This is a genomic window from Citrobacter sp. Cb023 (assembly GCF_030336805.1).
Lineage (GTDB): Bacteria > Pseudomonadota > Gammaproteobacteria > Enterobacterales > Enterobacteriaceae > Citrobacter > Citrobacter braakii.
The window spans coordinates 24,662-48,182 of record NZ_JAOWCV010000034.1 but is presented as its reverse complement, the minus strand read 5'-3'; the positions used below and the strand labels follow the sequence as shown (position 1 = coordinate 48,182).

21 protein-coding genes and 1 tRNA gene are annotated in these 23,521 nt (G+C 50.3%); 12 read left to right on the top strand and 10 right to left on the bottom strand.

What is annotated here, in order from left to right:
• Positions 1 to 11: 11 nt before the first annotated feature.
• Positions 12 to 296, bottom strand: coding sequence for a YfcZ/YiiS family protein (locus OGW44_RS10505; protein WP_003834838.1), 285 nt, complete (start codon positions 294 to 296; stop codon positions 12 to 14).
• Positions 297 to 667: 371 nt separating this feature from the next.
• Between OGW44_RS10505 and fadL the strand changes: the two genes are divergently transcribed.
• Positions 668 to 1,948 (top strand): long-chain fatty acid transporter FadL, encoded by a 1,281-nt coding sequence (gene fadL, locus OGW44_RS10500; protein ID WP_016157062.1) that lies wholly within the window; start codon positions 668 to 670, stop codon positions 1,946 to 1,948.
• 59 nt (positions 1,949 to 2,007) lie between these two features.
• Here the strand turns inward: fadL and mlaA are convergent, their stop codons facing one another.
• Positions 2,008 to 2,763, bottom strand: coding sequence for a phospholipid-binding lipoprotein MlaA (mlaA, locus tag OGW44_RS10495; RefSeq protein WP_003028190.1), 756 nt, complete (start codon positions 2,761 to 2,763; stop codon positions 2,008 to 2,010).
• A gap of 288 nt (positions 2,764 to 3,051) precedes the next feature.
• On the opposite strand from mlaA, the gene OGW44_RS10490 reads away from it, so the two are divergent.
• Positions 3,052 to 3,993, top strand: a complete 942-nt coding sequence (locus OGW44_RS10490; RefSeq protein WP_047416338.1) for a formate/nitrite transporter family protein — start codon at positions 3,052 to 3,054, stop codon at positions 3,991 to 3,993.
• A gap of 75 nt (positions 3,994 to 4,068) precedes the next feature.
• Positions 4,069 to 4,140, top strand: a tRNA-Arg gene (locus OGW44_RS10485).
• A gap of 47 nt (positions 4,141 to 4,187) precedes the next feature.
• On the opposite strand, the gene OGW44_RS10480 is transcribed toward OGW44_RS10485, so the two are convergent.
• Entirely contained in the window at positions 4,188 to 4,820 is a 633-nt protein-coding gene (locus tag OGW44_RS10480) for an ECs1377 family protein (RefSeq protein WP_019077318.1), read from the bottom strand.
• A 317-nt stretch (positions 4,821 to 5,137) separates the two neighbouring features.
• Here OGW44_RS10480 and OGW44_RS10475 point away from each other — a divergent pair, with 317 nt between their 5' ends.
• Positions 5,138 to 6,169 (top strand): isoaspartyl peptidase/L-asparaginase family protein, encoded by a 1,032-nt coding sequence (locus OGW44_RS10475; protein ID WP_065554069.1) that lies wholly within the window; start codon positions 5,138 to 5,140, stop codon positions 6,167 to 6,169.
• Between the two features lie 66 nt (positions 6,170 to 6,235).
• Here OGW44_RS10475 and OGW44_RS10470 read toward each other — a convergent pair whose 3' ends face one another.
• Positions 6,236 to 8,134, bottom strand: a complete 1,899-nt coding sequence (locus OGW44_RS10470; RefSeq protein WP_185654988.1) for a methyl-accepting chemotaxis protein — start codon at positions 8,132 to 8,134, stop codon at positions 6,236 to 6,238.
• Positions 8,135 to 8,508: 374 nt separating this feature from the next.
• Between OGW44_RS10470 and OGW44_RS10465 the strand changes: the two genes are divergently transcribed.
• Positions 8,509 to 9,048: a DUF2058 domain-containing protein gene (locus OGW44_RS10465; RefSeq protein ID WP_185654987.1), complete on the top strand. Its 540-nt coding sequence runs from the start codon at positions 8,509 to 8,511 to the stop codon at positions 9,046 to 9,048.
• Positions 9,049 to 9,152: 104 nt separating this feature from the next.
• Here OGW44_RS10465 and pgtA read toward each other — a convergent pair whose 3' ends face one another.
• From pgtA to pgtC, 3 genes are read right to left on the bottom strand one after another with little or no spacing between them, the layout of a single operon-like run.
• A complete protein-coding gene (gene pgtA, locus OGW44_RS10460) occupies positions 9,153 to 10,400 on the bottom strand; it encodes a two-component system response regulator PgtA (RefSeq protein ID WP_185654986.1) in 1,248 nt (415 codons plus the stop codon).
• Complete coding sequence (gene pgtB / locus OGW44_RS10455; protein ID WP_172452809.1) at positions 10,390 to 12,384, bottom strand: two-component system sensor histidine kinase PgtB; 1,995 nt, start codon at positions 12,382 to 12,384, stop codon at positions 10,390 to 10,392. Before pgtB ends, pgtA begins: the two co-directional genes overlap by 11 nt.
• A gap of 11 nt (positions 12,385 to 12,395) precedes the next feature.
• Positions 12,396 to 13,589: a phosphoglycerate transport regulator PgtC gene (pgtC, locus tag OGW44_RS10450; protein WP_369707203.1), complete on the bottom strand. Its 1,194-nt coding sequence runs from the start codon at positions 13,587 to 13,589 to the stop codon at positions 12,396 to 12,398.
• Between the two features lie 421 nt (positions 13,590 to 14,010).
• Between pgtC and pgtP the strand changes: the two genes are divergently transcribed.
• Positions 14,011 to 15,402 carry a phosphoglycerate transporter PgtP gene (pgtP, locus tag OGW44_RS10445; protein ID WP_016153890.1) on the top strand — a complete coding sequence of 464 codons (1,392 nt, stop codon included), beginning with the start codon at positions 14,011 to 14,013 and terminating at the stop codon, positions 15,400 to 15,402.
• An 83-nt stretch (positions 15,403 to 15,485) separates the two neighbouring features.
• Here pgtP and OGW44_RS10440 read toward each other — a convergent pair whose 3' ends face one another.
• Complete coding sequence (locus OGW44_RS10440; RefSeq protein ID WP_019077325.1) at positions 15,486 to 15,728, bottom strand: DUF2545 family protein; 243 nt, start codon at positions 15,726 to 15,728, stop codon at positions 15,486 to 15,488.
• 442 nt (positions 15,729 to 16,170) lie between these two features.
• Here OGW44_RS10440 and lpxP point away from each other — a divergent pair, with 442 nt between their 5' ends.
• A complete protein-coding gene (lpxP, locus tag OGW44_RS10435) occupies positions 16,171 to 17,091 on the top strand; it encodes a kdo(2)-lipid IV(A) palmitoleoyltransferase (protein WP_185654985.1) in 921 nt (306 codons plus the stop codon).
• A 41-nt stretch (positions 17,092 to 17,132) separates the two neighbouring features.
• Here the strand turns inward: lpxP and OGW44_RS10430 are convergent, their stop codons facing one another.
• A complete protein-coding gene (locus OGW44_RS10430; protein ID WP_104651192.1) occupies positions 17,133 to 17,747 on the bottom strand; it encodes a lysozyme inhibitor LprI family protein in 615 nt (204 codons plus the stop codon).
• A 343-nt stretch (positions 17,748 to 18,090) separates the two neighbouring features.
• On the opposite strand from OGW44_RS10430, the gene ypdK reads away from it, so the two are divergent.
• Positions 18,091 to 18,162, top strand: coding sequence for a membrane protein YpdK (gene ypdK, locus OGW44_RS10425; RefSeq protein ID WP_010723117.1), 72 nt, complete (start codon positions 18,091 to 18,093; stop codon positions 18,160 to 18,162).
• A gap of 65 nt (positions 18,163 to 18,227) precedes the next feature.
• On the opposite strand, the gene alaC is transcribed toward ypdK, so the two are convergent.
• Positions 18,228 to 19,466: an alanine transaminase gene (alaC, locus tag OGW44_RS10420; protein ID WP_016153894.1), complete on the bottom strand. Its 1,239-nt coding sequence runs from the start codon at positions 19,464 to 19,466 to the stop codon at positions 18,228 to 18,230.
• Between the two features lie 388 nt (positions 19,467 to 19,854).
• On the opposite strand from alaC, the gene OGW44_RS10415 reads away from it, so the two are divergent.
• The 4 genes from OGW44_RS10415 to OGW44_RS10400 all read left to right on the top strand — a co-directional run bounded on the left by OGW44_RS10415 (position 19,855) and on the right by OGW44_RS10400 (position 23,468).
• A complete protein-coding gene (locus OGW44_RS10415; protein ID WP_029139619.1) occupies positions 19,855 to 21,552 on the top strand; it encodes a sensor histidine kinase in 1,698 nt (565 codons plus the stop codon).
• Between the two features lie 14 nt (positions 21,553 to 21,566).
• The gene (ypdB, locus tag OGW44_RS10410) at positions 21,567 to 22,301 is read left to right on the top strand and encodes a two-component system response regulator YpdB (RefSeq protein WP_016153896.1); all 735 of its coding nucleotides are present in this window, start codon (positions 21,567 to 21,569) and stop codon (positions 22,299 to 22,301) included.
• Positions 22,302 to 22,316: 15 nt separating this feature from the next.
• A complete protein-coding gene (locus OGW44_RS10405) occupies positions 22,317 to 23,180 on the top strand; it encodes an AraC family transcriptional regulator (RefSeq protein WP_075847698.1) in 864 nt (287 codons plus the stop codon).
• A gap of 99 nt (positions 23,181 to 23,279) precedes the next feature.
• Positions 23,280 to 23,468: a hypothetical protein gene (locus OGW44_RS10400; RefSeq protein WP_032931709.1), complete on the top strand. Its 189-nt coding sequence runs from the start codon at positions 23,280 to 23,282 to the stop codon at positions 23,466 to 23,468.
• Positions 23,469 to 23,521: the final 53 nt, after the last annotated feature.

Below are 23,521 nucleotides of genomic sequence, written 5' to 3'. Positions count from 1 at the left end.
TAAAGAAGGGATTAACGCAGACCCAGTTGGAAGATCAGCGTTTCAGCTTCACAGGCAAAAACAAAGTCGATATCCAGACGCACACCTTCAGACTCTTCAGTAAAGGTCGAGGTGATTTGGCAAGGCTCAGATTCCACGCCACGCGCCTTCTCAGTCAGAGCGGCCAGCGTTTCTTCTGCCTCTGCACGATTCGCGAACACACGGCTGTATGACGCGGTGCAATCGGAGTTGTCCATGATGGTGCCAACATCCATACAGCAGCAAACCGGGGTTTCATCAGCACTGCATTTACTCATTGTAGATTTCCTCTGTATTCGCACCTGTGGTGCCAGATAAACGATGGGGATATTTTACGCTCCCATTATTCGCCTCTCCAGTCGTTAATTGTATGAAATGGGATAAGTGACCGAAATCACACTTAAAAATGATCTAAAACAAAAATCACCCAAACAGGTGAGTGTGCATACCCGCAATTTTGCCAGCTGGATCGCGTTTCCGAGATCAGAATTGAAAATATTTATAAACATACTTGCAACATTTCAGCTGGTCAGACCTATACTCTCGGCACTGGTCTGATTTCTAAGTTGTACCTCAGACCCTACACTTCGCGCTCCTGTTACGGTATGTAACATTGTTTGTATAAAAATAAATCAATGAGGTTATGGTCATGAGCCAGAAAACCCTGTTTACAAAGTCTGCTCTCGCAGTCGCAGTGGCAATTATCTCCACACAGGCCTGGTCTGCAGGCTTTCAGTTAAACGAATTTTCTTCCTCTGGCCTTGGCCGGGCATATTCGGGTGAAGGCGCTATTGCAGATGATGCAGGTAACGCCAGTCGTAACCCGGCGCTGATTATGATGTTTGACCGCCCTACTTTTTCAGCGGGTGCGGTGTATATCGATCCAGACGTGAATATTTCCGGTAAATCGCCATACACCGGACGCAGCACCGATGCGGACAACATCGCGCCTACGGCGTGGGTTCCCAATGCTCACTTCGTAATGCCGATCAACGAACAGTTTGGTTGGGGGGCTTCTGTCACGTCAAACTATGGCCTGGCAACCGAATTTAACGATAACTACATCGTCGGCGAATACGGCGGGAAGACCGATCTTAAAACGGTCAACCTGAACCTGAGCGGTGCCTACCGTCTGAATGATAGCTGGAGCTTTGGCGTTGGTTTTAATGCCGTCTATGCCGATGCAAAAATTGAGCGTTATTCCGGTGAACAAACTGCTGCATTGCCAAAAGTCAGCCAGAAAATTGCCAGCCTGAAAGGTGACGAATGGGGTTACGGCTGGAACGCCGGAATTTTGTACGAGCTGGATAAAAATAACCGCTACGGTTTAACGTATCGGTCTGAAGTCAAAATCGACTTCGATGGCGATTACAAGAGCGGCATCCGCACCCAGGCCAACGCGTTACCTGGCGCAGGCACGGCGTTCCCTTGGGGAACCACCAACGCCACCGTCCCAGGTTCTCTGACGCTTAACCTGCCGGAAATGTGGGAACTGTCGGGTTACAACCGCGTTGCACCACAGTGGGCTATTCACTACAGCATGGCTTACACCAGCTGGAGTCAGTTCCAGGAACTGAAAGCAACCGGCACCAACGGGCAGACGCTGTTCTATAAAGAAGAAGGCTTCAAAGATTCTTACCGCATCGCGCTGGGTACGACTTATTACATGGATAAAAGCTGGACCTTCCGTACCGGTATCGCCTATGACGATAGCCCGGTTCCTGCGAGCAAGCGTTCCATCTCCATTCCGGACCAGGACCGTCTGTGGTTGAGTGCGGGTACCACTTACGCCTTCAATGATGACGCATCCATTGACGTAGGCGTTTCTTATATGCACGGCCAGAAAGTGACCGTCAAAGAAGGCCCGTATACTTTCGATTCTGAAGGTAAAGCCTGGCTGTTCGGTACCAACTTCAACTACGCATTCTGATTTTCTTCAGATATAAAAAAGGTGAGCTTTTTAGCTCACCTTTTTATTTTCAACCTTCCTTACTCGGAATCGATCTCTTTTAAATCGTCCTGAATATCTTTCGCGTTCGGGTTTTCTTCTGGTTTGAGTTTCCCACCGTTCGCAATAAAGTCATGACGCTGGAAGTAAGCTTCTCGCACCATGATGTAAGGGTCGGAAGACTGACGCAGCAGACCGTCGGAATCAAGCAGTTGCGCGCGGGTTTCAATCCCTTCAACCGTCCATTTACCTATCGACAACGGCCAGGTCAGCCAGGACAGTACCGGATACAGCGTATCCACCATGTCGCCGCCATCATCACGCAGCGTGAAGCTGCCGTAGAATGGAAGCTGCATATACGGTCCGTAACCAACGTCATAGTGGCCTAACGTACTACCAAAACGGTGTGGTTCAACGCGCTGTAACTTCGGATTAGCCATACCCGCCACGTCGATAAATCCGCCCATACCTAACAGGGTGTTCAGGAAGAAACGGGTGAAGTGCACCATCCCCTGATAGGGGTCGCCTTGCAGGAAATAGTTGACCATAACGGCCGGCTCTTCAAGGTTGCCGGTAAAATTGCTCAAACCGTTACGCGCCGGCTGCGGGACATAATCACGCCAGGCAACTGCCACCGGTCGAACAACGTATGGATCTAAAACATTAAAGTTGAAGTTGTACATGGTGCGGTTGAACCCTTCAAATGGGTCCGAACGCCCCTGCTGTTCAGTACCAGAGCTCGCACACCCCACCAAAAGTGTGGTTCCCAGCGCAAGCGCCGACAGGCGAAGCTTCATAAGTGTCTCCCTGTGTATTATGGCTATCGCTGATTGCCATCCATGACGGAACGATGACGTATCCGCCTGTTTAGATGTGAGCGATTGTAACAGCACGTCAAATGATGTCTATATACCCTGTGTTGCTGATTTGATCATAGCCTGGTAATGCGTACTCCGCGGCGGCTCTATTCTAGCTACCCCAATAAAAACAAACGTTACCATTTTTGCTATCTCAGACTTTCTCCCGCTGATTTTCGGACAAAAGCCGCTACGCTTTAGCAATACGTGCTAATTCAGGATTCGGCTATGAATGACATTGAGAACGAAAAGATTGATCGGCACAGCGACGAACTTCAGGTCGACAGTGACGAAAAGCTAGAGGGTAAAAAGATTGAGGTCGATGAGGACAGACTCCCCTCCCGCGCCATGGCGATCCATGAACATATCCGCCAGGATGGGGAGAAAGAAATGGAGCGCGACGCGATGGCGCTACTGTGGTCAGCCATCGCTGCGGGACTCTCGATGGGCGCCTCGCTACTGGCTAAAGGAATTTTTCATGTGCAACTGGAAGGTGTGCCTGGAGGATTTTTGCTGGAGAACCTCGGTTATACCTTCGGCTTTATAATTGTCATTATGGCTCGCCAGCAACTGTTTACCGAAAATACCGTCACCGCCGTCCTGCCGGTAATGCAAAACCCTACGCTCGGCAATTTTGGCCTGCTGATGCGCCTGTGGAGTGTGGTTCTGCTAGGTAATATTATTGGCACCGGGGTTGCCGCCTGGGCGTTTGAGCATATGCCGATTTTTGATGAAGAAACCCGCGATGCTTTTGTCAAAATCGGCATGGATGTGATGAAAAATACGCCAACGGAGATGTTTTCCAACGCCATCATTTCTGGCTGGTTAATTGCCACTATGGTATGGATGTTTCCCGCCGCCGGTGCGGCAAAGATTGTGGTTATTATTCTGATGACCTGGCTGATTGCGCTGGGCGATACCACGCACATCGTCGTCGGTTCGGTGGAAATTCTCTATCTGGTCTTTAATGGTACGCTGCACTGGAGTGATTTCTTCTGGCCCTTTGCGCTACCAACGCTCGCCGGGAATATCTGTGGCGGGACGTTTATCTTCGCGCTGATGAGCCACGCGCAGATCCGCAATGATATGAGCAATAAACGCAAAGAAGAAGCCAGGTTGCAAGCCAGGCGGGATGAGCAAAAGCAGAAAAACCAGAAAAAACAGGCGTGAATGGTGACGGTTTGAGCAGTTGGGTGGCCTGAGGCTTACCGTTGTGAGTAAAAAACGCTATACTCGTGCCGCTTCGTCCCCTTAGTTAAATGGATATAACGAGCCCCTCCTAAGGGCTAGTTGCAGGTTCGATTCCTGCAGGGGACACTTTTAATTAAATGCATCCGGCTAAATCCTTTCATTTACCTGTCAGTTCATCCCTGAGCCAGGCGATAAAACGGCACATTCCTCACCGTTGCAGTAAGATTGTCGGACACCATTGTCTGCTCAGTAGCTATCCGCATCCCTGATTTTCTCAGCCTCAGTACGTCAGCAGCAATACGTTGGCTGCCAAACCAGAAAAGCCCGTCCAAAGCAGTGACATCAAGGCCTGATTCCAGTGCCAGCTTCAGACGCTCACGCGGTGCTTTCACCGTTTTAGCAATTTGCTGATATGGCGCTTCGCTTGAACCTGCACGATTAATGCGTCGAATACGATGCGACAGGCGGTACTGAAATTCATCCGGTATCCCGCCGAGACTCGCTTTCAGGCTGTAAACACAACCAAAGCGTTTGCCGTTAAAGATTACGTTTTTCTGACTAAGCTGCAGCTCTTCACGAACGCTGGCAATCAGTTGCGGGGTACGGAGTAATAACAAGCGGAAAGGCAGCTCAAAGCTGGTCACATAGTCCACATTCAATAAAGCAATACGCAGACGCTCTTGCGGACCCGCCTTCATTTCCCGACATTCAGCAATAACATCAGCCCACTGGCCAGCCAGACGGGAACTTTCAGTCGCCTCAGTAAAGCTGTATTTTTCAGTCTGATAATCAATACGTTCGGTCACTCGGAATTCCCTTCTGGCCACATCTCGGTATTGGTTGCTCACTTTACCAGCGACAGACTGCAACCGGAAGCCTGTGAGTATGGTCAGTGGAATGATAGAAACTTCTGCGGAAACGCTTCATTTATTGATAAATCAATCATTAAAAATATATTTTGACTAAAATCAATTAACCAAAATTATGGTTATTGAAGTATAGCCATGATTAATCTTTAGCCAGTTTGTCAGGAATAAGTTCTCCATAAACAGGCTGATTAATACCGATAATGAGAAACATTATCGGAAATGATTCATCACTCAGAAAAAAGGAATTTATTCATATGTTCAGAATCAAGACCAGTATCGCTACTTTGACCCTTTGTACCTTACTGACAGCTCCCGCATGGGGAGACGCGCAATCGCCGATAAGGCTGGTGATCCATGGTGGTGCCGGTACCATTACAAAAGATACCATCACACCAGAACAGGAAAAGCAGTATACAGAAAAACTCACTGAAGCTCTGAATGCAGGTTATGCGGTTCTGAATAAAGGCGGTAGCAGCCTGGAAGCCGTTCAGAAAGCGATTAATGTGATGGAAGATTCTCCTCTCTTCAATGCAGGTAAAGGTGCCGTGTTTACCCACGATGGCCGCAATGAACTGGATGCGTCCATTATGGATGGGAAAACCCGAAAAGCCGGTGCCGTTGCCGGTGTAACCACGGTTAAAAACCCAATTAATGCGGCGTATGCCGTTATGACTCAAAGCCCGCACGTACTCATGGTCTCGACAGGCGCGGATACCTTTGCAAAAGAACAGGGACTCGCAACCGTTGATCCTGCTTATTTCAAAACAGATTTTCGCTGGCAGCAATTACAGAATGCAATCCAAAAAGAAAAAGTGCTCCTTGATCACGATGGAAAGAGCGCTGCCCTGTTCGCTGACCCGATGATGTATGACTATAAATATGGCACTGTCGGCGCTGTTGCTCTGGATAAAGACGGTAATCTCGCTGCCGGAACGTCTACAGGCGGAATGACCAACAAACGTTACGGACGTGTGGGGGATTCACCTATCATTGGCGCAGGAAATTATGCCGACAATGAAACCGTGGCGGTATCCGCAACCGGCTCAGGAGAAATGTTTATCCGCACGCTGACCGCGTATAACATTGCAGCCCAGGTGAAATACCGCAATACTCCTTTAAAAGACGCAGCGCAGAATGCTCTGGATGAAGTTAAGGCGCTGAATGGCAGCGGTGGAGTAATTGTGCTTGATAAAGCCGGTAATTACACCATGTCCTTCAACTCTGAAGGTATGTATCGGGGAACCATAGGCGATGACGGAAAACCCGTTGTAGCAATTTATCGTTAATACTATTTCCCCGCCAGGGGATGAACCGACCCGGTATGTTGTCCGGGTCGGTTAAACGGCGTCAGGTCAGACAACAAAACGATTGACCAGATCCTTCATAGTGACAGACAGATTGTCCAGGCGCTGGCTGTCGCTTGCGGCCTGAGAAACCAACGCCGCGTTTTGCTGCGTGACCTGCTCCATAGGTCGCAGTGCCAGGTTAATCTGAGTTACCCCTTGCGATTGTTCCGTCGCTACACGAGCGATATCCGCAATATATTGCTTCATGCTGGTGGTATTGTCCGCCGCGGCTTCTAGCGCGGTAGCGGACGCCGTAACCCGCTCAACACCCTCACTAATTTTTACCATATTCTGCGCGACCAGCTCGCGGATCTGATTAGCTTCTTTGGCACAACGCTGCGAAAGATTCCGCACTTCACTGGCGACAACCGCAAACCCCCTGCCCATCTCTCCTGCCCGTGCAGCTTCCACTGCCGCATTCAGCGCCAGCAAGTTAGTCTGAAACGAAATATCGTCTATCGAGGTCACAATATTCGAGATTTTCTCACTGGAAGAGCGAATATCCCCCATGCTCTGATTTGCCGCACTGGCGACGTTACTGGCCTGGCGGACCTCTTTTTCCAGCCTGATTGTCAGATGCTCCGCTTCGCGGGCATTGTCCGCCGTTTGCGTAATCGTCGTGGAGAGCTGTTCCATACTGGCCACCGCTTGTACTATTGATGCTGCCTGTTCATCCGTGCGTTGGGCCAGGTCCTGATTACCCGCCGTAATACTGCTGCTGGCATCGGATAAAACCACGGAGCCTTGTTTAATCTCCTGGACGATATGCTGAATACTTTCCAGCATCGTGTTATAGGCGCGATTAAGTGAGGAAAGCTCATCTTTCCCTGGGGTCGCCAGTCGTTGAGTCAGATCGCCGTTCATACCCGCAATCTTGCGGAGCGTGTCACTAAATTGACGATGCATATTGATAGCGATTGCCCCTGCGAACGCCAATGATGCCAGGAGCGCTAACAAGCTGACAATCATATATATTTGCCAGTTTTTTCGTGCATCCTGCGCGAGTTTTTCCGCATTCGCTAACAGAAGATTCGCCGTCACATCTTCTATCTGCCGCATCACTTCAATACGCTGGGTTTGAACCTTGAACCAGACAGTAGGATCGACATCAAATCCACCGTTCGCGGCATGACTAAACGCGGTTTCGCGAAATGAGAGGGCTTTTGACGCTTCTGTGGACTGTAAGCGGCTTTCCAGCATGGTCGCCTGTTCCGGAGGGCTCAGACGCAACGATTGTGCCAGCCAGACGTTCTGTTTACTGACGACATCACTGAGTTGATGTAACTGCCCCTCGGCGAAATGACCGGAGGAAAAGATATTTGACAGCAGCGCGCGTTCAATACCTGCTTGTTCTTTCAAATTCAGCAAGTTGTAGTAGGCGGCGAATGCGTTCGCCATCTCGCCTGAATCCGTCAACTGTCCCAACCTGCCCACAAAACTCAGCACATCAGCAATGACATTAGTATAAAACTTAACGACATCTGAGGCCGGAAGCCCCAATCGCGTGACGTTTTCCCGGATGGTGGCAAGCGACAGAATGTTTTTCTTAAACGTGGCGACAGAATTGGCGGCATCCCCTTCTGGTAATGCAGTATCGGACAGTGAACGCACAAAGACCTCGATCTCGCGATCGGTTAAAGCCCGCTGCGCGGTTAACTCATCTTTGAACGTCTTCCCTTCAGCCCCCAGAAATCCGACGCTCATTCCCCGTTCTTTTTGCAGCTCATGCACCACATTTCCGGCACTACGCGCGAGCGCTGTCAGTTGAGCAATATTTTCCATCTGCCGTTCTGTCTCAATGCGCGTCAATATTCCTGAACCAGCAAACCAACATAACGCCAATAATAGTGGTTGTAGCGCGATTATTAACTTCATTTTCATCGGCATTCGATAAACCCACCACATGCCACTTCCCTCCATTGTCCATATTTTCATTATGGTTATCGGCGCAATGAGGCTGCACTTTAAATTTGATCAAGAGACAACTGATTGTTTTTTAGATTAAATACCTGCCAAAATAACTCTATTTGATTACGACAATCAGGATAAATCACTGGAATATTTATATTTATGATATCTATTCTCAAGTTAGTTAAATCATTCAGCATATTATTTCTTATTAAAAAACGGGTTAACTATCAACACGATTCGGAAAGGGAGTAAGACACAGAACAGTGACGCCTACTGGAGATAACCGTCGTGGCACGGCCATTTTCTGGCATCCCGCCGAACGTTAAGGTTATAATCCTGACAACGATTTTATTGGATTAGAAGCGACGATGACAAAACTTACCCTACAAGAACAGATGCTTAAGGCAGGTCTGGTCAGCAGCAAAAAAGTGGCCAAAGTGCAAAGAACGGCGAAGAAATCGCGCGTTCAGGCTCGCGAAGCCAGAGAAGCGGTTGAAGAGAATAAAAAAGCGCAAATTGAGCGCGACAAGCAGCTCAGCGAACAGCAGAAACAGGCCGCGCTGTCTAAAGAATATAAAGCCCAGATCAAGCAACTGATTGAAATGAATAAAATCACCATTACCCGTGGCGATATTGGTTACAACTTTACTGATAATAACCTGATCAAAAAAGTCTATGTTGACAAGGTGACTCAGTCTCAGCTGATCAAGGGCCGTCTGGCCATTGCCCGACTGACGGCTGAAAGCGGCAACGATAGCGAATACGCCATTATCCCGGCTGTCGTCGCCGACAAGATTACGCAGCGCGATGCAAGTTATATTGTTTTAAATTGCGAGCTGAGCCAGGAAGCGAAGGACGAAGACGATCCGTATGCTGATTTTGTCATCCCTGATGATTTGATGTGGTAAGAAAGACAACCAGATAATCACCTGGACTTCCGTTGCCTATTTCGGTGAACGCCAACGCCGCCACCGAAATACTCTCGACGTCCCTTCTCCCCCAATCCTGGCGACTAAAACTTATAGTGTTCTTTGCTCAGCCCGTATTTTCTCATGCGTAAATACAATTTTTTACGCGGGATTTGTAAATACTCCGCCACTTCATTAATGCGCCCCTGATGAATATTTAGCGCTTCAGTAATGATCTGTCGCTCGTACTCTTCAACCCGCCGATCGAGCGGTGTCGGTTCAGGCAGATGCAGCTGCGGATTCGCGGTTTCAGCCAGCGGGAGTAGCCCAACGGCAAAAAGCTCGGCGGCATTCGCCAGTTCCCGGACATTACTTAACCACACGCGACGCCGCATGCCTTTCAGTAACTCCCCTTCAACCTCGGGCACGGGATGGTTCAGGCGCAGACAGGCTTTCTGCAGGTAATGACGAAACAGCGGCTCAATATCATCCGGACGCTGTGACAACGGCTGGCAACCGATTTGCGTCATCGCAAAACAGTAGTAGAGTTCGGCCACAATCTGGTTGGTTGCCGCCAGTTCCACTAACGATGTGTCACCAATGCCTATCAGACGAAACGGACGCCGCTCCTGACTTTGCAGATGCACCAGATGGTGCTGCTGTTCACGTGTCAGGCACTCAATATGGCTCAGGACCAGCGTTCCTCCTTGCGCCTGTGCAATAAGGTCATTGAGTAGTCCCGCGTTCCCGGGCGTTAGTTCACTGCGGATAAACGGCCCATCAGCGCTGCGCCCAAGCTGATGCAAATACCGGGCTCCGGTCATACGTCCCGTTCCCGGCTCGCCATAAAACCAGACGGCAATATCCGTTTCCGCCAGGTGTTGCAGACGTTGACGATACTGATTGACCCAGTCACTGTAGCCGAGCAGTTCAACCTGAAGCTTTTGCTGGCAATAATGGCGACGGGCAATCACGGATTTTCTCTGACGCAGCGCATCCTCTACCAGCGACAGCAGTTTGCTGGGGTCGACCGGTTTTTGCAGAAAGTCCCATGCGCCTTTCTTTACTGCCTCCACCGCCATCGGGACATCGCCATGCCCGGTGATTAGCAGGATAGGTAGCTGATTATCATCCTGATGAAACAACGTCATCAGGTCTATTCCATTGCAGCCAGGCATACACACATCGCTCAGAACAATCCCCGGCCAGTCGGCTTGCAGCCAGTTTCGGGCATCAAAAGGGTTATTGCATGCATAGACACGGTACCCCTCTTGTTCAAGCAACAGAGTGTAAGCGTCGAGAACATCGGCATCATCATCAATCAGCAGAACAGAATAGTCATCACACAACATCGTTTACATCCGTCAGATTAAATTGCAGAACGACGCAGGCATTACGCCCCGGTGTCGACGCCAGGCGCAGCTCGCCGTTCATTTGCCCCATTAACGATACACAAATCGATAAGCCAATACCGAGCCCCACATCCTTACTGGTGGTAAACGGCTTTAATAGTGATGGCAATAACGCCTCCGGCCAGCCGGGGCCGTTATCGCAGACAAAGACGCACAATCGGCTGCCCTCAGCCTGCCAGTGAACCTCTATTTGCGCGCCAGTCGGACTGGCATCCAGCGCATTTGCCAGTACGTTTACCAGCACCTGCTGAATACGCACTTCATCACCTGTCACCCATACACTCTGGGCTGGAAGCGTCAGCGTACCCTGCTGAGGCTTATGCCGCATGGCCAACAGTTCCCAGGCGGCGCTGAATGTTTGTCGCAGATCGACCGGATGCAAAGGCGCGCCCGGCTCGGCCCGACGTGCAAACTGACGCAGCGAACGGATAATGGCATCAATACGGATAATCAGCCCCTCCGCTTTGGTTAACGTACTTCTGGCCTGAGCGGATTGTCCTTGTTCAATTGCCCTTCCCGCCGTAAACAGGTACATCGACAGCGCATTCAGCGGTTGGTTAATCTCGTGCGCCAGCGTGGTCATGGTCTGTCCAACCACTGCCAGTTTTGCCGTCTGGATCAGTTCATCCTGCGTTGCCCGGAGATCGGATTCTATCTCCTTGCGCTCTGTCACTTCCTGCTCCAGCTGATTTTTTTGCGCACTCAACTGGCCCAGAGTATGGCGCAGCAATCCTGCGATGCGCCCGAGCTCATCGCGCCCATAAACCGGGATGGTGGCATCCGTTCTGCCAAGACCAATTTGCACCACGGCCTGGTTGAGTGCGGTAAAACGCTTCACCAGACGCGAACGAATAAAGTAATGGTTGAGCCCCCAGGCGAGAAGTAGCGCCAGCAGCGTCGCCAGCAGAATAAGTCCACCGCTGACGCGAACAATTTGTTCCAGCCGCTGGTTAAACATCTGCATTTGCTGATGGCTACTCCCCAACTGCGCCTCAAGCAGTGTTCGAAAGCGCCCGAGCGTTGCCTCTCTGGCATGGTTAGCATCAACGAGCGCTTTTTGCGCGGCGACATAATCGCGCATGGTATCGGGCATTTTATTTTTCATCATCCCGATTTCCAGTAACTCATCAATGGTTTGCCGCAGGGTGATAGTACTGGGCCAGTCATCGAGGGTACGGATATTTTCATCCGCCGTTTTCTTCAGGTTCTCCAGATAGCGGATATGATTCTCCACCAGCATTCCGTCGTCGCTACCCGACTTCAGTTCATTGAGCCTGTCGCGTAAATCATCCACGATCTGATTTTCAATTCTTGCCAGGGTGTAAACCTGCTGCTGCTCGTTTTGTACCTCTCTGGCACGTTTGAGATACTGCGCTGCATCGCCGTTTTTGGCCTCAATTTGATCCAGCAACGTCCCCTGCTGCCAGGTAAAATCCTGCACCAGCGAATTCAGCTCAGTAGTAAAATCATCATGTAGCCAGTCGATGCGCGCGGAGAGTTCACTCACCTTTTCGCGCACGAGGAACATGTTGTAGAGCACCCGGTCCAGCTCCGCCATCAGCGCCCGACTGTCTTGCAAAATCACCGCCAACTGCTGTTGTTCTGCCGATTGTAATCCCCGGCTCAGCACCTCAATTTTGTCCAGATGAGAAATAATTTGATTGCGCAGTTGCAGCCTCACCGTGGTGTTGGGGGCCAACAGGAATTCATTAAGCTGATCCACAACCAGGTTGAGATTTCCTTCTATCAAAAAAGCGGAATGTACGCGCGGGAAGTAATCATCAAGTGAATAGCGTATCTGCGAGCTCTGCTCATGCCAGGAGTACAAACTGACGCAGCTTACGCTCAACGTCAGTAATGCGCCCGTCAGAAACGCTCCCCGCAGGCTGCTGCTGATGCTGAGCTGGCGCAGGCGTTGCAGTATCGAACCACCTTTCATTTTAACTCTTCCAGTTTGGATATCGCCTGACGCTGATTTTTAAGAAACCAGAGCTGCCACTCCATCATCTGCTGTTCGGCTACGCTTTTATTCTCAAATTGCGCAAGCCAGGCCTCATCCTCACTACTTCTGGCGTCTATCGGGACGCTGGTCAGTAATGCTCTGATTTCGGGTAGCGGGCGTTTCAGGCGCGCTTCCGCACTGTATAGCGCCCGCCAGGCATCTTTCAGCTGCGCGAGTCGAAAACTGATGGCGGTATCAAACATCCGCTGCACCAACTGTTGCCGCTTAAGGATCAGCCGATAATTAAGCGCGGGCTGGCTCATCAAAATAGCCTGCTGAGCGGCGCGTGGGTTATCAGGCGCGAGCTGCGTGACCGGATATTTCCCCGTGTTCGCATCCGCAAGGATCCGCTGTCCTTCCGGGCTTAACAGATAGCGGATAAAGCGACGCGCTTCGTTGGGGTGCTGGCTATTCTTGAGTACGGCAACATAGGTGGGTGACACCGCCGAGCGAGGGAAATAGGTAAAAGTAAGGTGCGGATCGTTAAGCAACAGGTTGGCATAGTTATCAATAACCGGCCCCGCCACGCCCAGACCGCTCTTAATTTTGTCGGCCACGCCAAAACTGCGTGATGAAATCGTTACCAGATTACCGGCGCTGGCCAACAGCGTCGCCCAGCCCTCTTCCCACCCTTTCTGTTGCAGCAGCGACTCAACCATCAGGTGGTTGGTATCGGAACGCGACGGGCTACTCATCAACAGCGCGTTCTGATATTTAGGCTGCGTTAAATCCCCCCAGTCGGCAGGCGGCGGAAGATGCCGCGCCGCCAGCGCAGAACGATTAATCAACAGGCCAAACCCTGATATCGCCACAGCCACGGAGGTCGAGCGAATCGAGTCTGGCACCAGCCGCTGGCTTTCAGGCAGCGCATTATCGAAAGGTGCCAGCTTCTGGTGCTCCTGAAGATGCTGCAACAGCATGGGTGATGAGGTCAAAATCAGATCGACGTTTTCCGCATTCGCAGTATCCAGCAACTGTTCCAGCGAACCGCTGGTCCGGTTTAACGTGCGAATCATCACTGACCCTGGCTCCGTCTGCCAGCGCTGGATAATCCAGGCCGTGGCCCCTGGGGAAAAGGTGGTCGCCATCACCAGCTCTTTACCCAGGACCTGGCAGCTCGCCGACAGCGACATAAAACAGAGCAAGAATGCCCAAAAACGCCCCCGGCCCAACAGTCTGTTTGTGATCCCGTTCATAAATACCAACATGTACAAAAAATAATATTGAGACAAAACTTACCCGTTTATCACCGCTGGGGGGAAGAATAAGGTTATTCGTAGAATAACCAAACGGAAAGTGACGACATCAGTAAAGAATACCCGAAAATGCAGCCTGAATTTGTTAATACCCGCACACGCCGATGATAAAAATGTCCGTGAAAGAATAGAATTGAAAATCCATTATTAAAAAAGAGTCAAAATCTGCCACGCCGCCCGAAAATTGAGTCAATAGTGACACATTTCATCAACTTGAGTTTCTTTGCCGTCTATTTCACTCTTCACTGCGAAAAATCCTGATATTCACATCAATAAAAAATTAGGTGATGATATGTTATCAATATTTAAGGCAGGACCAGCGGCGAATAAAGTCCCGGCGGAGAAAGTCCAGGCAACTTATGGCCGATACCGCATTCAGGCATTACTCAGCGTATTTCTTGGCTATCTTGCGTACTATATTGTGCGCAATAACTTCACGCTCTCGACTCCATATCTGAAGGAGCACCTGGATCTCAGCGCTACGCAGATTGGTTTACTCAGCAGCTGCATGCTTATTGCCTATGGGATCAGTAAAGGCATTATGAGCAGTCTGGCAGACAAAGCCAGCCCGAAAGTCTTCATGGCATGCGGCCTGATCCTGTGCGCTATCGTCAACGTAGGCCTGGGGTTCAGTACCGGATTCTGGATATTCGCCGCGTTGGTCGTTTTCAACGGTTTGTTTCAGGGGATGGGCGTTGGCCCTTCATTTATTACCATCGCTAACTGGTTTCCACGTAAAGAACGTGGACGCGTTGGCGCATTCTGGAATATCTCACACAACGTTGGCGGTGGTATTGTCGCCCCGATTGTTGGCGCCGCGTTTGCCATTTTGGGGAGCGAACACTGGCAAAGCGCCAGCTATATTGTTCCGGCCTGTGTTGCCGTACTGTTTGCTTTTATTGTGCTGATGCTGGGGAAAGGTTCACCACGCCAGGAGGGTTTGCCGGCTCTGGAACAAATGATGCCGGAAGAAAAAGTCGTATTAAATTCCCGACACGCTGTCCAGGCGCCAGAAAATATGAGTGCCTTCCAGATCTTCTGCACCTATGTATTGCGTAATAAAAATGCCTGGTATGTTTCACTGGTAGACGTTTTTGTCTATATGGTGCGTTTTGGTATGATTAGCTGGCTGCCAATTTATTTATTAACCGAAAAACATTTCTCGAAAGAGCAAATGAGCATAGCTTTTCTGTTTTTCGAATGGGCGGCAATTCCTTCCACATTACTGGCGGGTTGGCTCACCGATAAACTGTTTAAAGGCCGTCGCATGCCGCTGGCCATGATCTGTATGGCGCTGATTTTCGTCTGCCTGATCGGTTACTGGAAAAGTGAATCGCTGCTGATGGTCACTATTTTTGCCGCCATCGTGGGTTGCCTGATTTATGTTCCGCAGTTCCTGGCCTCCGTTCAGACCATGGAAATCGTCCCCAGCTTCGCAGTAGGTTCTGCGGTAGGGTTACGCGGATTCATGAGCTACATTTTTGGCGCATCGCTGGGAACCAGCCTGTTTGGCGTGATGGTCGATAAAATGGGATGGCATGGCGGCTTCTATCTGTTGATGGGCGGGATTGTCTGCTGCATCCTGTTCTGCTACCTCTCCCATCGCGGCGCGCTGGAACTCGAACAACAACGGAAAAACGCTCAGCAAGAGGAAGCGTCACTCCAGTTGGCTGATGCCCGGTAACCGATTTGAGTCTCGCAAAAAGTGCCAGCGATGCTGGCACTTCAATACATTCAGATAAAGAATAAATAGCTCAACGTGATAATTTATTGCTTACCGTAACCCACCATAAAGCGGATGATCAAACCGCATGCTGGGGCAAGAAAAAGGAATAATCCGGTAACCATCTCGTTACCATTGGTCAACTGCATAGTAAAAACGTAAATTAATGCCGTGAGTATGGCCATGCCGATAAAAGCACTTATTGACGCCGCAGTCCCCATAACCTGCCAGATATAGCAACTGACGCTCAGAATGCTCAACGCGAGAAAGATCCAAAAATAGAACATAGCGATACCTCCTGTTTGCCGTAAAAATTTACGTAAGTCCTTACACTCCCTTGAGTTTATATTCTAAGACAATTCCCAATGGTTCGCAATTTAAGCAACATTTTCGTTACAAAAATCACTCAATCGCTGACTACTAATTTATTCGACAGCCGTTTATTTAATCGTCATAAAAACAACGCATTATATATCGACTCATTTTTGACCTTAATCGCCGTAAAAACATTTACGCATCTTGAGTAATTATTTCTGGCTGACATTAATATTCGGGTGTACATTGAGCGTCCGATCATTCATGCCCCTTCCTGGTTTTGTCCTGACTCAGTTTTACACTCTTTACAGGAACCAATGTCGTTCATGGCGGCCTAACGATCAGTACAGACTGTAAAGCGGCAGACTAAAGAATCTTCGCGATACACCTATTTCGTATCAACAACAGGTGCTTATGTTCCCCCAATGTAAATTTTCACGCGCGTTTTTGCATCCGCGCTACTGGCTCACATGGTTTGGCGTCGGTGTGCTCTGGTTACTGGTACAACTTCCCTATCCCGTATTGTGTTGTCTTGGTACCCGTACAGGAACGCTGGCTCGTCCATTTTTAAAACGCCGTGAATCTATTGCTCATAAAAATCTCGAACTCTGTTTCCCAAATCTGTCGCAAGAAGAAAGAGACAAACTGGTCGATGAGAACTTCCGTTCACTCGGCATGGCGCTGCTTGAAACGGGTATGGCCTGGTTCTGGCCGGATCGCCGGGTACGCAAATGGTTTGATGTAGAAGGGCTGGACAACCTGAAACGCGCACAGATGCAAAACCGTGGCGTGATGGTGGTAGGCGTACACTTTATGTCACTCGAATTGGGTGGTCGCGTAATGGGACTTTGCCAACCGATGATGGCAACCTATCGCCCGCACAACAATAAGTTGATGGAGTGGATCCAAACCCGCGGTCGTATGCGCTCCAACAAGGCCATGATCGGCAGAAATAATCTGCGCGGTATTGTCGGCGCCCTGAAAAAAGGGGAAGCGGTATGGTTTGCCCCCGATCAGGACTACGGTCGTAAAGGGAGTTCATTCGCCCCCTTCTTCGCAGTCAAAAACGTCGCGACCACCAACGGTACTTACGTGCTGTCACGGTTATCGGGCGCAGCGATGCTGACCGTAACCATGGTGAGAAAAGCAGATAACTCCGGTTACCGCCTGTTCATCACGCCAGAAATGGAAGGTTATCCAACAGATGAAAGCCAGGCAGCGGCGTATATGAACAAAATTATCGAAAAAGAGATCATGCGCGCGCCCGAGCAGTATCTCTGGATCCACCGTCGCTTCAAAACTCGCCCGATGGGTGAAGCCTCGTTGTACATCTAAAAAGAAAGGCCGAAAGGCCTTTCTTTTTTTCTGCGCCTGAATTACTTCACGCCCCACTTGTTCTGTAATTCAGCCATTCGCTCATTGTAGTTACGGGCTATACACGCTGGCTTATCCTGATCTTTCCAGCATTCGTTACGCCCTTTCACCCAGCCGCGTTGCTCTGCTTTGAGCGTCGGGTTATTACTCGATTTTACCAGCGCCTGCTTGTAGGCCCCGTTCAATGCCAAATCCATGGCTGAGAGCGAAGGACTTTGACAGATAACCTCTTCGATACTGCCCTTTGCTACCGCAGAACAGGAAAAAGAAGGCCCGTTGCTGGTCGATTTCTTTGCCCCTGAAAAGTCGATATTGTCTTCAGGCAGGCAAATCCCGTGCTTACGATTAGGCCCGGTCCAGGAAACGTCCGGATTCCCGTCATCTTTACGGGAGATAGACACGGTATTGTTACCGCTTTTTGCTTCCCAGTAATTTTCATTGAAGGCCTTTACCGTCGCCTTAGTGCCATCAATCCAGATATTGCCTTTACCATCACTATTCACACCACCAATACTTGCGCAGCTGAAATTGAATGCCATCGGCGAGGCCGCCATCGACGTCACTGGCGTAAGAACGAGTGCTAACATCATTAATCTGGTCATTTTTAACCTTTTCATAATCTCATTCCGCGAAAAATTAACCGCATTAACATCATGGAGATATGAGAATTCTCCGAGTAAACATTTCGTCGCTCAATAGCAATTTATTACCGACAGAAATTAAACTGTCGCCGAATCACGACACTTGTAAGTTATTAAAATTAAATAAAAAAATGCCTCTTGTCTCACCTCATTTTTAGGCGTACATTAGCGCCGTCTGGAGCATAAAAGCTCAGAATTCTGAGGTGATGCAGACAAGCAAACGAAGGGAATTCTCCATTTCGTTTACGCGTGCATCAGCTCTCTGTCAGGTTAGCATATGTTCATTTAGACGTACCTCAGGTACGCGGAGAGATGAAAAGTGAAATATTTCTTTATGGGCATTTCTTTTATGGTCATCGTTTGGGCCGGTACTTTCGCCCTGATGATCTAAATTAAAAGACGCAGCAAAAAAACAGGAGCCTGATGGCTCCTGTTTGCTTTTGGGGAAACGTGTTGTTAGTCGGTACTTTCAGTGGCCGATTTTGCACTGGCAGGCAGTAAGCCATCGGCGCGGAACATTGCTTTGATGCCACGGATCGCCTGGCGGGTACGGTCGCGGTTTTCAATTAACGCAAAGCGCACGTGCGTATCACCATAATCACCAAAACCAATCCCCGGCGAAACGCATACCTTCGCCTCGTTCAGCAGTTTCTTGGCAAATTCAAGTGAGCCCATCGCGGCGTATTGCTCTGGGATTTTCGCCCAAACGTACATCGAGGCCTTGGGCATCTCGACCATCCACCCGGCTTCATGCAGCCCCTTAACCAGCACATCTCGACGACGTTTATATTGCTCAGCAATATCCCGCACGCACTGCTGATCGCCTTCCAGCGCGGCGATTGCTGCAACCTGCAACGGAGTAAAGGTTCCGTAATCGTGATAGCTCTTAATTCGAGCCAGCGCGTTCACCAGCGTTTTGTTACCTACCATAAAACCGATACGCCAGCCCGCCATGTTGTAGCTTTTCGATAGGGTGAAAAACTCCACCGCGACATCACGAGCGCCCGGTACCTCCATAATCGACGGCGCTTTCCAGCCATCGTAGACGATATCGGCATAGGCCAGGTCATGAACCACCAGCACGTCATAGCGTTTAGCCAGGGCCACAACTTTTTCGAAGAACTCCAGCTCGACGCACTGCGCAGTCGGGTTGGAAGGAAAACCTAAGATCATCATCTTCGGTTTCGGGTAGCTTTCGCGAATCGCTCGCTCCAGCTCATTAAAGAAATCGACGCCTTCGACCAGCGGCACTGAGCGTACCTGCGCGCCGGCAATCACCGCGCCATAAATATGGATCGGATAACTCGGGTTCGGTACGAGGACCGTATCGCCGTGATCCAGCGTGGCCAGCATCAGGTGCGCCAATCCTTCTTTCGAGCCAATCGTCACAATCGCTTCGGATTCCGGATCGATCTCAACGTCATAGCGTTCCTGGTACCAACGGGAAATCGCCCGACGCAGACGCGGAATGCCGCGCGAGGTTGAGTAACCGTGCGTATCCGGGCGCTGCGCCACGGTACAGAGTTTTTCGACGATGTGAGGAGGCGTGGCCCCATCCGGGTTCCCCATGCTGAAATCGATAATATCTTCGCCGCGCCGACGCGCAGCCATCTTCAGTTCAGCAGTAATGTTAAAAACGTAAGGGGGAAGACGATCAATACGCGTAAAGCGACGTTCAGGGCGGGAGTCAGCCATAATATCCTCAGATTAACGTTAGCGCCCGGACCGTCCGAGCGACGCTGCCACGATGGTGGCACGTTTAGAAAATAGCCTGAATAATTTCCTTCTGTCGAGAGGCAAAACAAAATATTTTTTATTGAGATAAAAGAGGAATAGCCAGAAAAAATGAGGAAATAAAATTTTTTCACACTCCGCTTAAAATTACCACCATTTAACATTTTATTGTTAAACATATTACTTTTCGCGCTCCGTTGACAGGACAGGCATTGTAAATACAACAATCATGCAACAATCCCCTTTTAAGATTAAGGTTTTTCCCCATTAGCCACAGGCTGCGCGGGTGCTGGTCATCCAGCCTCAGGTTACCTATCATAGAGGTTTAACCCTTGCGCAAGAGTCACCCGTGCACGAAATATTCAATATGCTGCTGGCGGTATTCGACCGGGCAGCGCTGATGCTGTTCTGTCTGTTTTTCCTGATTCGTATCCGCCTGTTTCGCGAACTGTTGCACAAGTCTGCCCACTCCCCGAAAGAGCTGCTCGCCGTTACCGCGATTTTCTCAATGTTTGCCCTGTTCAGTACCTGGTCCGGCGTACCGGTTGAAGGCTCACTGGTTAACGTACGTATTATCGCCGTCATGTCAGGGGGAATTCTGTTCGGTCCCTGGGTCGGTATCATTACAGGCCTGATCGCGGGCACCCACCGCTACCTGATCGACATCGGCGGCGTAACCGCCCTGCCCTGCTTTATCACCAGCATTCTGGCAGGCTGCATTGCCGGCTGGATCAACCGTAGGATCCCCAAAGCGCAGCACTGGCGTGCGGGTATTTTAGGCGGAATGCTGTGCGAATCTCTGACCATGATCCTCGTCGTCGCCTGGGCGCCCACCACCGAACTGGGGCTGGATATCGTCTCGAAGATCGGCATCCCAATGATTCTTGGTAGTGTCTGCATTGGTTTTATCGTCATGCTGGTGCAAAGCGTGGAAGGCGAGAAAGAAGCCAGCGCCGCGAAGCAGGCTAAGCTGGCTCTGGATATCGCCAACAAAACTCTGCCGCTTTTTCGCCAGGTCAATAGCGAATCGCTTCGCCAGGTGTGCGAAATTATTCGCCATGATATCCATGCTGATGCCGTCGCTATTACCAACACCCAGCACGTGCTGGCCTACGTTGGCGTGGGTGAACTTAACTACCGCGATAATGATGATTTCGTCAGTCCGACTACGCAACAGGCGATCAATTACGGAAAAATCATCATTAAAAACAATGATGAAGCGCACCGTACGCCGGAAATACACTCCATGCTGGTGATTCCGCTTTGGGAGAAAGGTGTTGTCACCGGTACGCTAAAAATCTACTACTGTCACGCCCACCAGATAACCTCCTCGCTACAAGAAATGGCCATCGGCCTGTCGCAAATTATCTCGACTCAGTTGGAAGTCTCCCGGGCGGAGCAGCTACGCGAAATGGCAAATAAGGCAGAGCTGCGTGCGCTACAAAGTAAAATAAATCCCCATTTCCTGTTTAACGCCCTGAACGCAATTTCATCGTCGGTGCGGCTGAATCCAGACACTGCGCGCCAGCTGATTTTTAATTTATCGCGCTATCTTCGCTATAATATTGAATTAAAAGACGATGAGCAGATCGACATCAAAAAAGAGCTGTATCAAATCAAGGATTACATCGCCATCGAACAGGCCCGTTTTGGCGACAAGCTGACGGTTATTTATGATATCGATGAAGAGGTAAGCTGTTATATTCCCAGCCTGCTGATTCAGCCGCTGGTAGAGAACGCTATCGTCCATGGGATTCAGCCCTGCAAAGGAAAAGGGGTGGTCACCATCAGCGTTGCGGAGTGCGGTAATCGGGTACGGATTGCCGTGCGGGATACGGGCCACGGCATCGATCCAAAAGTGATTGAACGGGTCGAATCCAATGAAATGCCGGGCAATAAAATTGGTCTGTTGAATGTGCATCATCGCGTTAAGCTGCTCTACGGCGAGGGCCTCCATATCCGCCGTCTGGAGCCAGGCACTGAGATTGCCTTTTATGTGCCTAATCAGCACTCGCCCGCAGCCGCACCGGCCACATTGTTGCTTTAACCAGGAGTGAAGTCGTGAAAGTCATCATTGTTGAAGATGAATTCCTGGCCCAACAGGAACTTAGCTGGCTGATAAAAGAGCACAGCCAGATGGAGATTGTCGGCACATTTGACGACGGTCTGGACGTGCTGAAATACCTCCAGCACAACCGCGTTGACGCCATTTTTCTGGATATCAATATTCCCTCGCTGGATGGCGTCCTGTTGGCGCAAAACATCAGCCAGTTCGCGCACAAGCCCTTTATTGTCTTTATTACCGCGTGGAAAGAGCACGCTGTTGAAGCCTTTGAACTGGAGGCCTTTGACTACATCCTGAAGCCGTATCAGGAATCACGCATCGTCGGCATGCTGCAAAAGCTGGAAGCCGCCTGGCAGCAACAGCAAACGGGAACCTCGCCTGCCAGTCCGGTGACCCGCGAAAACGATACGATCAATCTGATCAAAGATGAGCGGATCATCGTGACCCCGATCAACGACATCTACTACGCAGAAGCCCATGAAAAGATGACGTTTGTCTACACCCGGCGCGAATCGTATGTGATGCCAATGAACATCACTGAATTTTGCAGCAAATTGCCTGCTTCGCATTTCTTCCGCTGCCACCGCTCGTTCTGTGTGAATCTGAATAAAATCCGCGAGATCGAACCCTGGTTTAACAACACCTACATTTTGCGCTTAAAAGATCTGGAATTTGAAATCCCGGTGAGTCGGAGTAAAGTGAAAGAGTTCAGGCAGTTAATGCACTTATAGCGCAGAGAAAGAGCGATGAAAGAGCCAGGCCTCCCCGCAGACCAACAGTTTTTCGCCGATCTGTTCAGCGGCCTGGTATTGAACCCGCAGCGTCTTGGCCGCGTGTGGTTCGCGACCCAGCCCCCCACGTTTCCGTCCGGCAGTTTATGTATTGACCTTCCGCGCCTCGATATCGTGCTGCGTGGCGAATACAGTAATCAACTGGAAAAACAGCAGCATAGCCTGCCTGAAGGCGACATGCTGTTTATCCCGGCGAAAGCGGCGAATTTGCCCGGTAGCGATAAACCCGTGATGCTATTGAGTCTGGTGTTTTCTCCGGCCTGGCTGGGGCTCTCTTTTTACGATAATCGAACGGCATCGCTGTTACGTCCGATCCGCCGTATTGAGTTACCACATCCGCAGCGCGGCGAAGGCGAGGCGATGCTCACCGCATTAACCCATTTAAGCCGCTCTCCTCAGGCCCAGGATATTATTCAGCCGCTGGTGCTTAGCCTGCTGCATCTGTGTCGTAGCGTGGTGAATACCCGCCCTGACACAGAGCGTCCGCGCGCTGAATTTCTCTATCACAGTATGTGTAACTGGGTGCAGGATAACTATGCCCAACCGCTGACCCGGGAAAGCGTAGCGCAGTTTTTTAATATCACGCCCAACCACCTGTCAAAAGTGTTTGCCCAGCACGGCACCATGGGGTTCGTCGAGTACCTGCGGTGGGTCAGAATGGCGAAGGCGCGCATCATCTTACAGAAATACCATCTGTCGATTAGCGAAGTCGCACAGCGGTGCGGGTATCAGGACAGTAATTATTTCTGCCGCCTGTTCCGACGTCAGTTTGGCCTGACTCCGGGAGAGTACAGCGTACGTTTTCAGTCAGCACGTTAAGTGAGACAACACCAACAGGTTAGTAATATCCGTTTGCATCGTTGTAAAATAACGGCATGTAGCTCCCCCTGCAGGCTTACTCAATAAAGTGAATATGCGATGAAAAACAGACGTGCGCTCTCCCTGATGTGTTTTCAGATGCTGGAATCAGGTGCGGATCGTCAGACCGTGAAAAGAGCCCTTACCTCCCGCCGTGTTAAAGCTCGCCAGGCGGTGGTTCTGCTCTGCAAGCAAGAAATGACGCTCTTAAGAGCCGGGAAACTGCCGGTGCCAAACGCGCCGCATTGATGATGTCGCTTTCCGGTCGCGTTCATCCAGCCTGCAACCAGATCGTCGCAGGC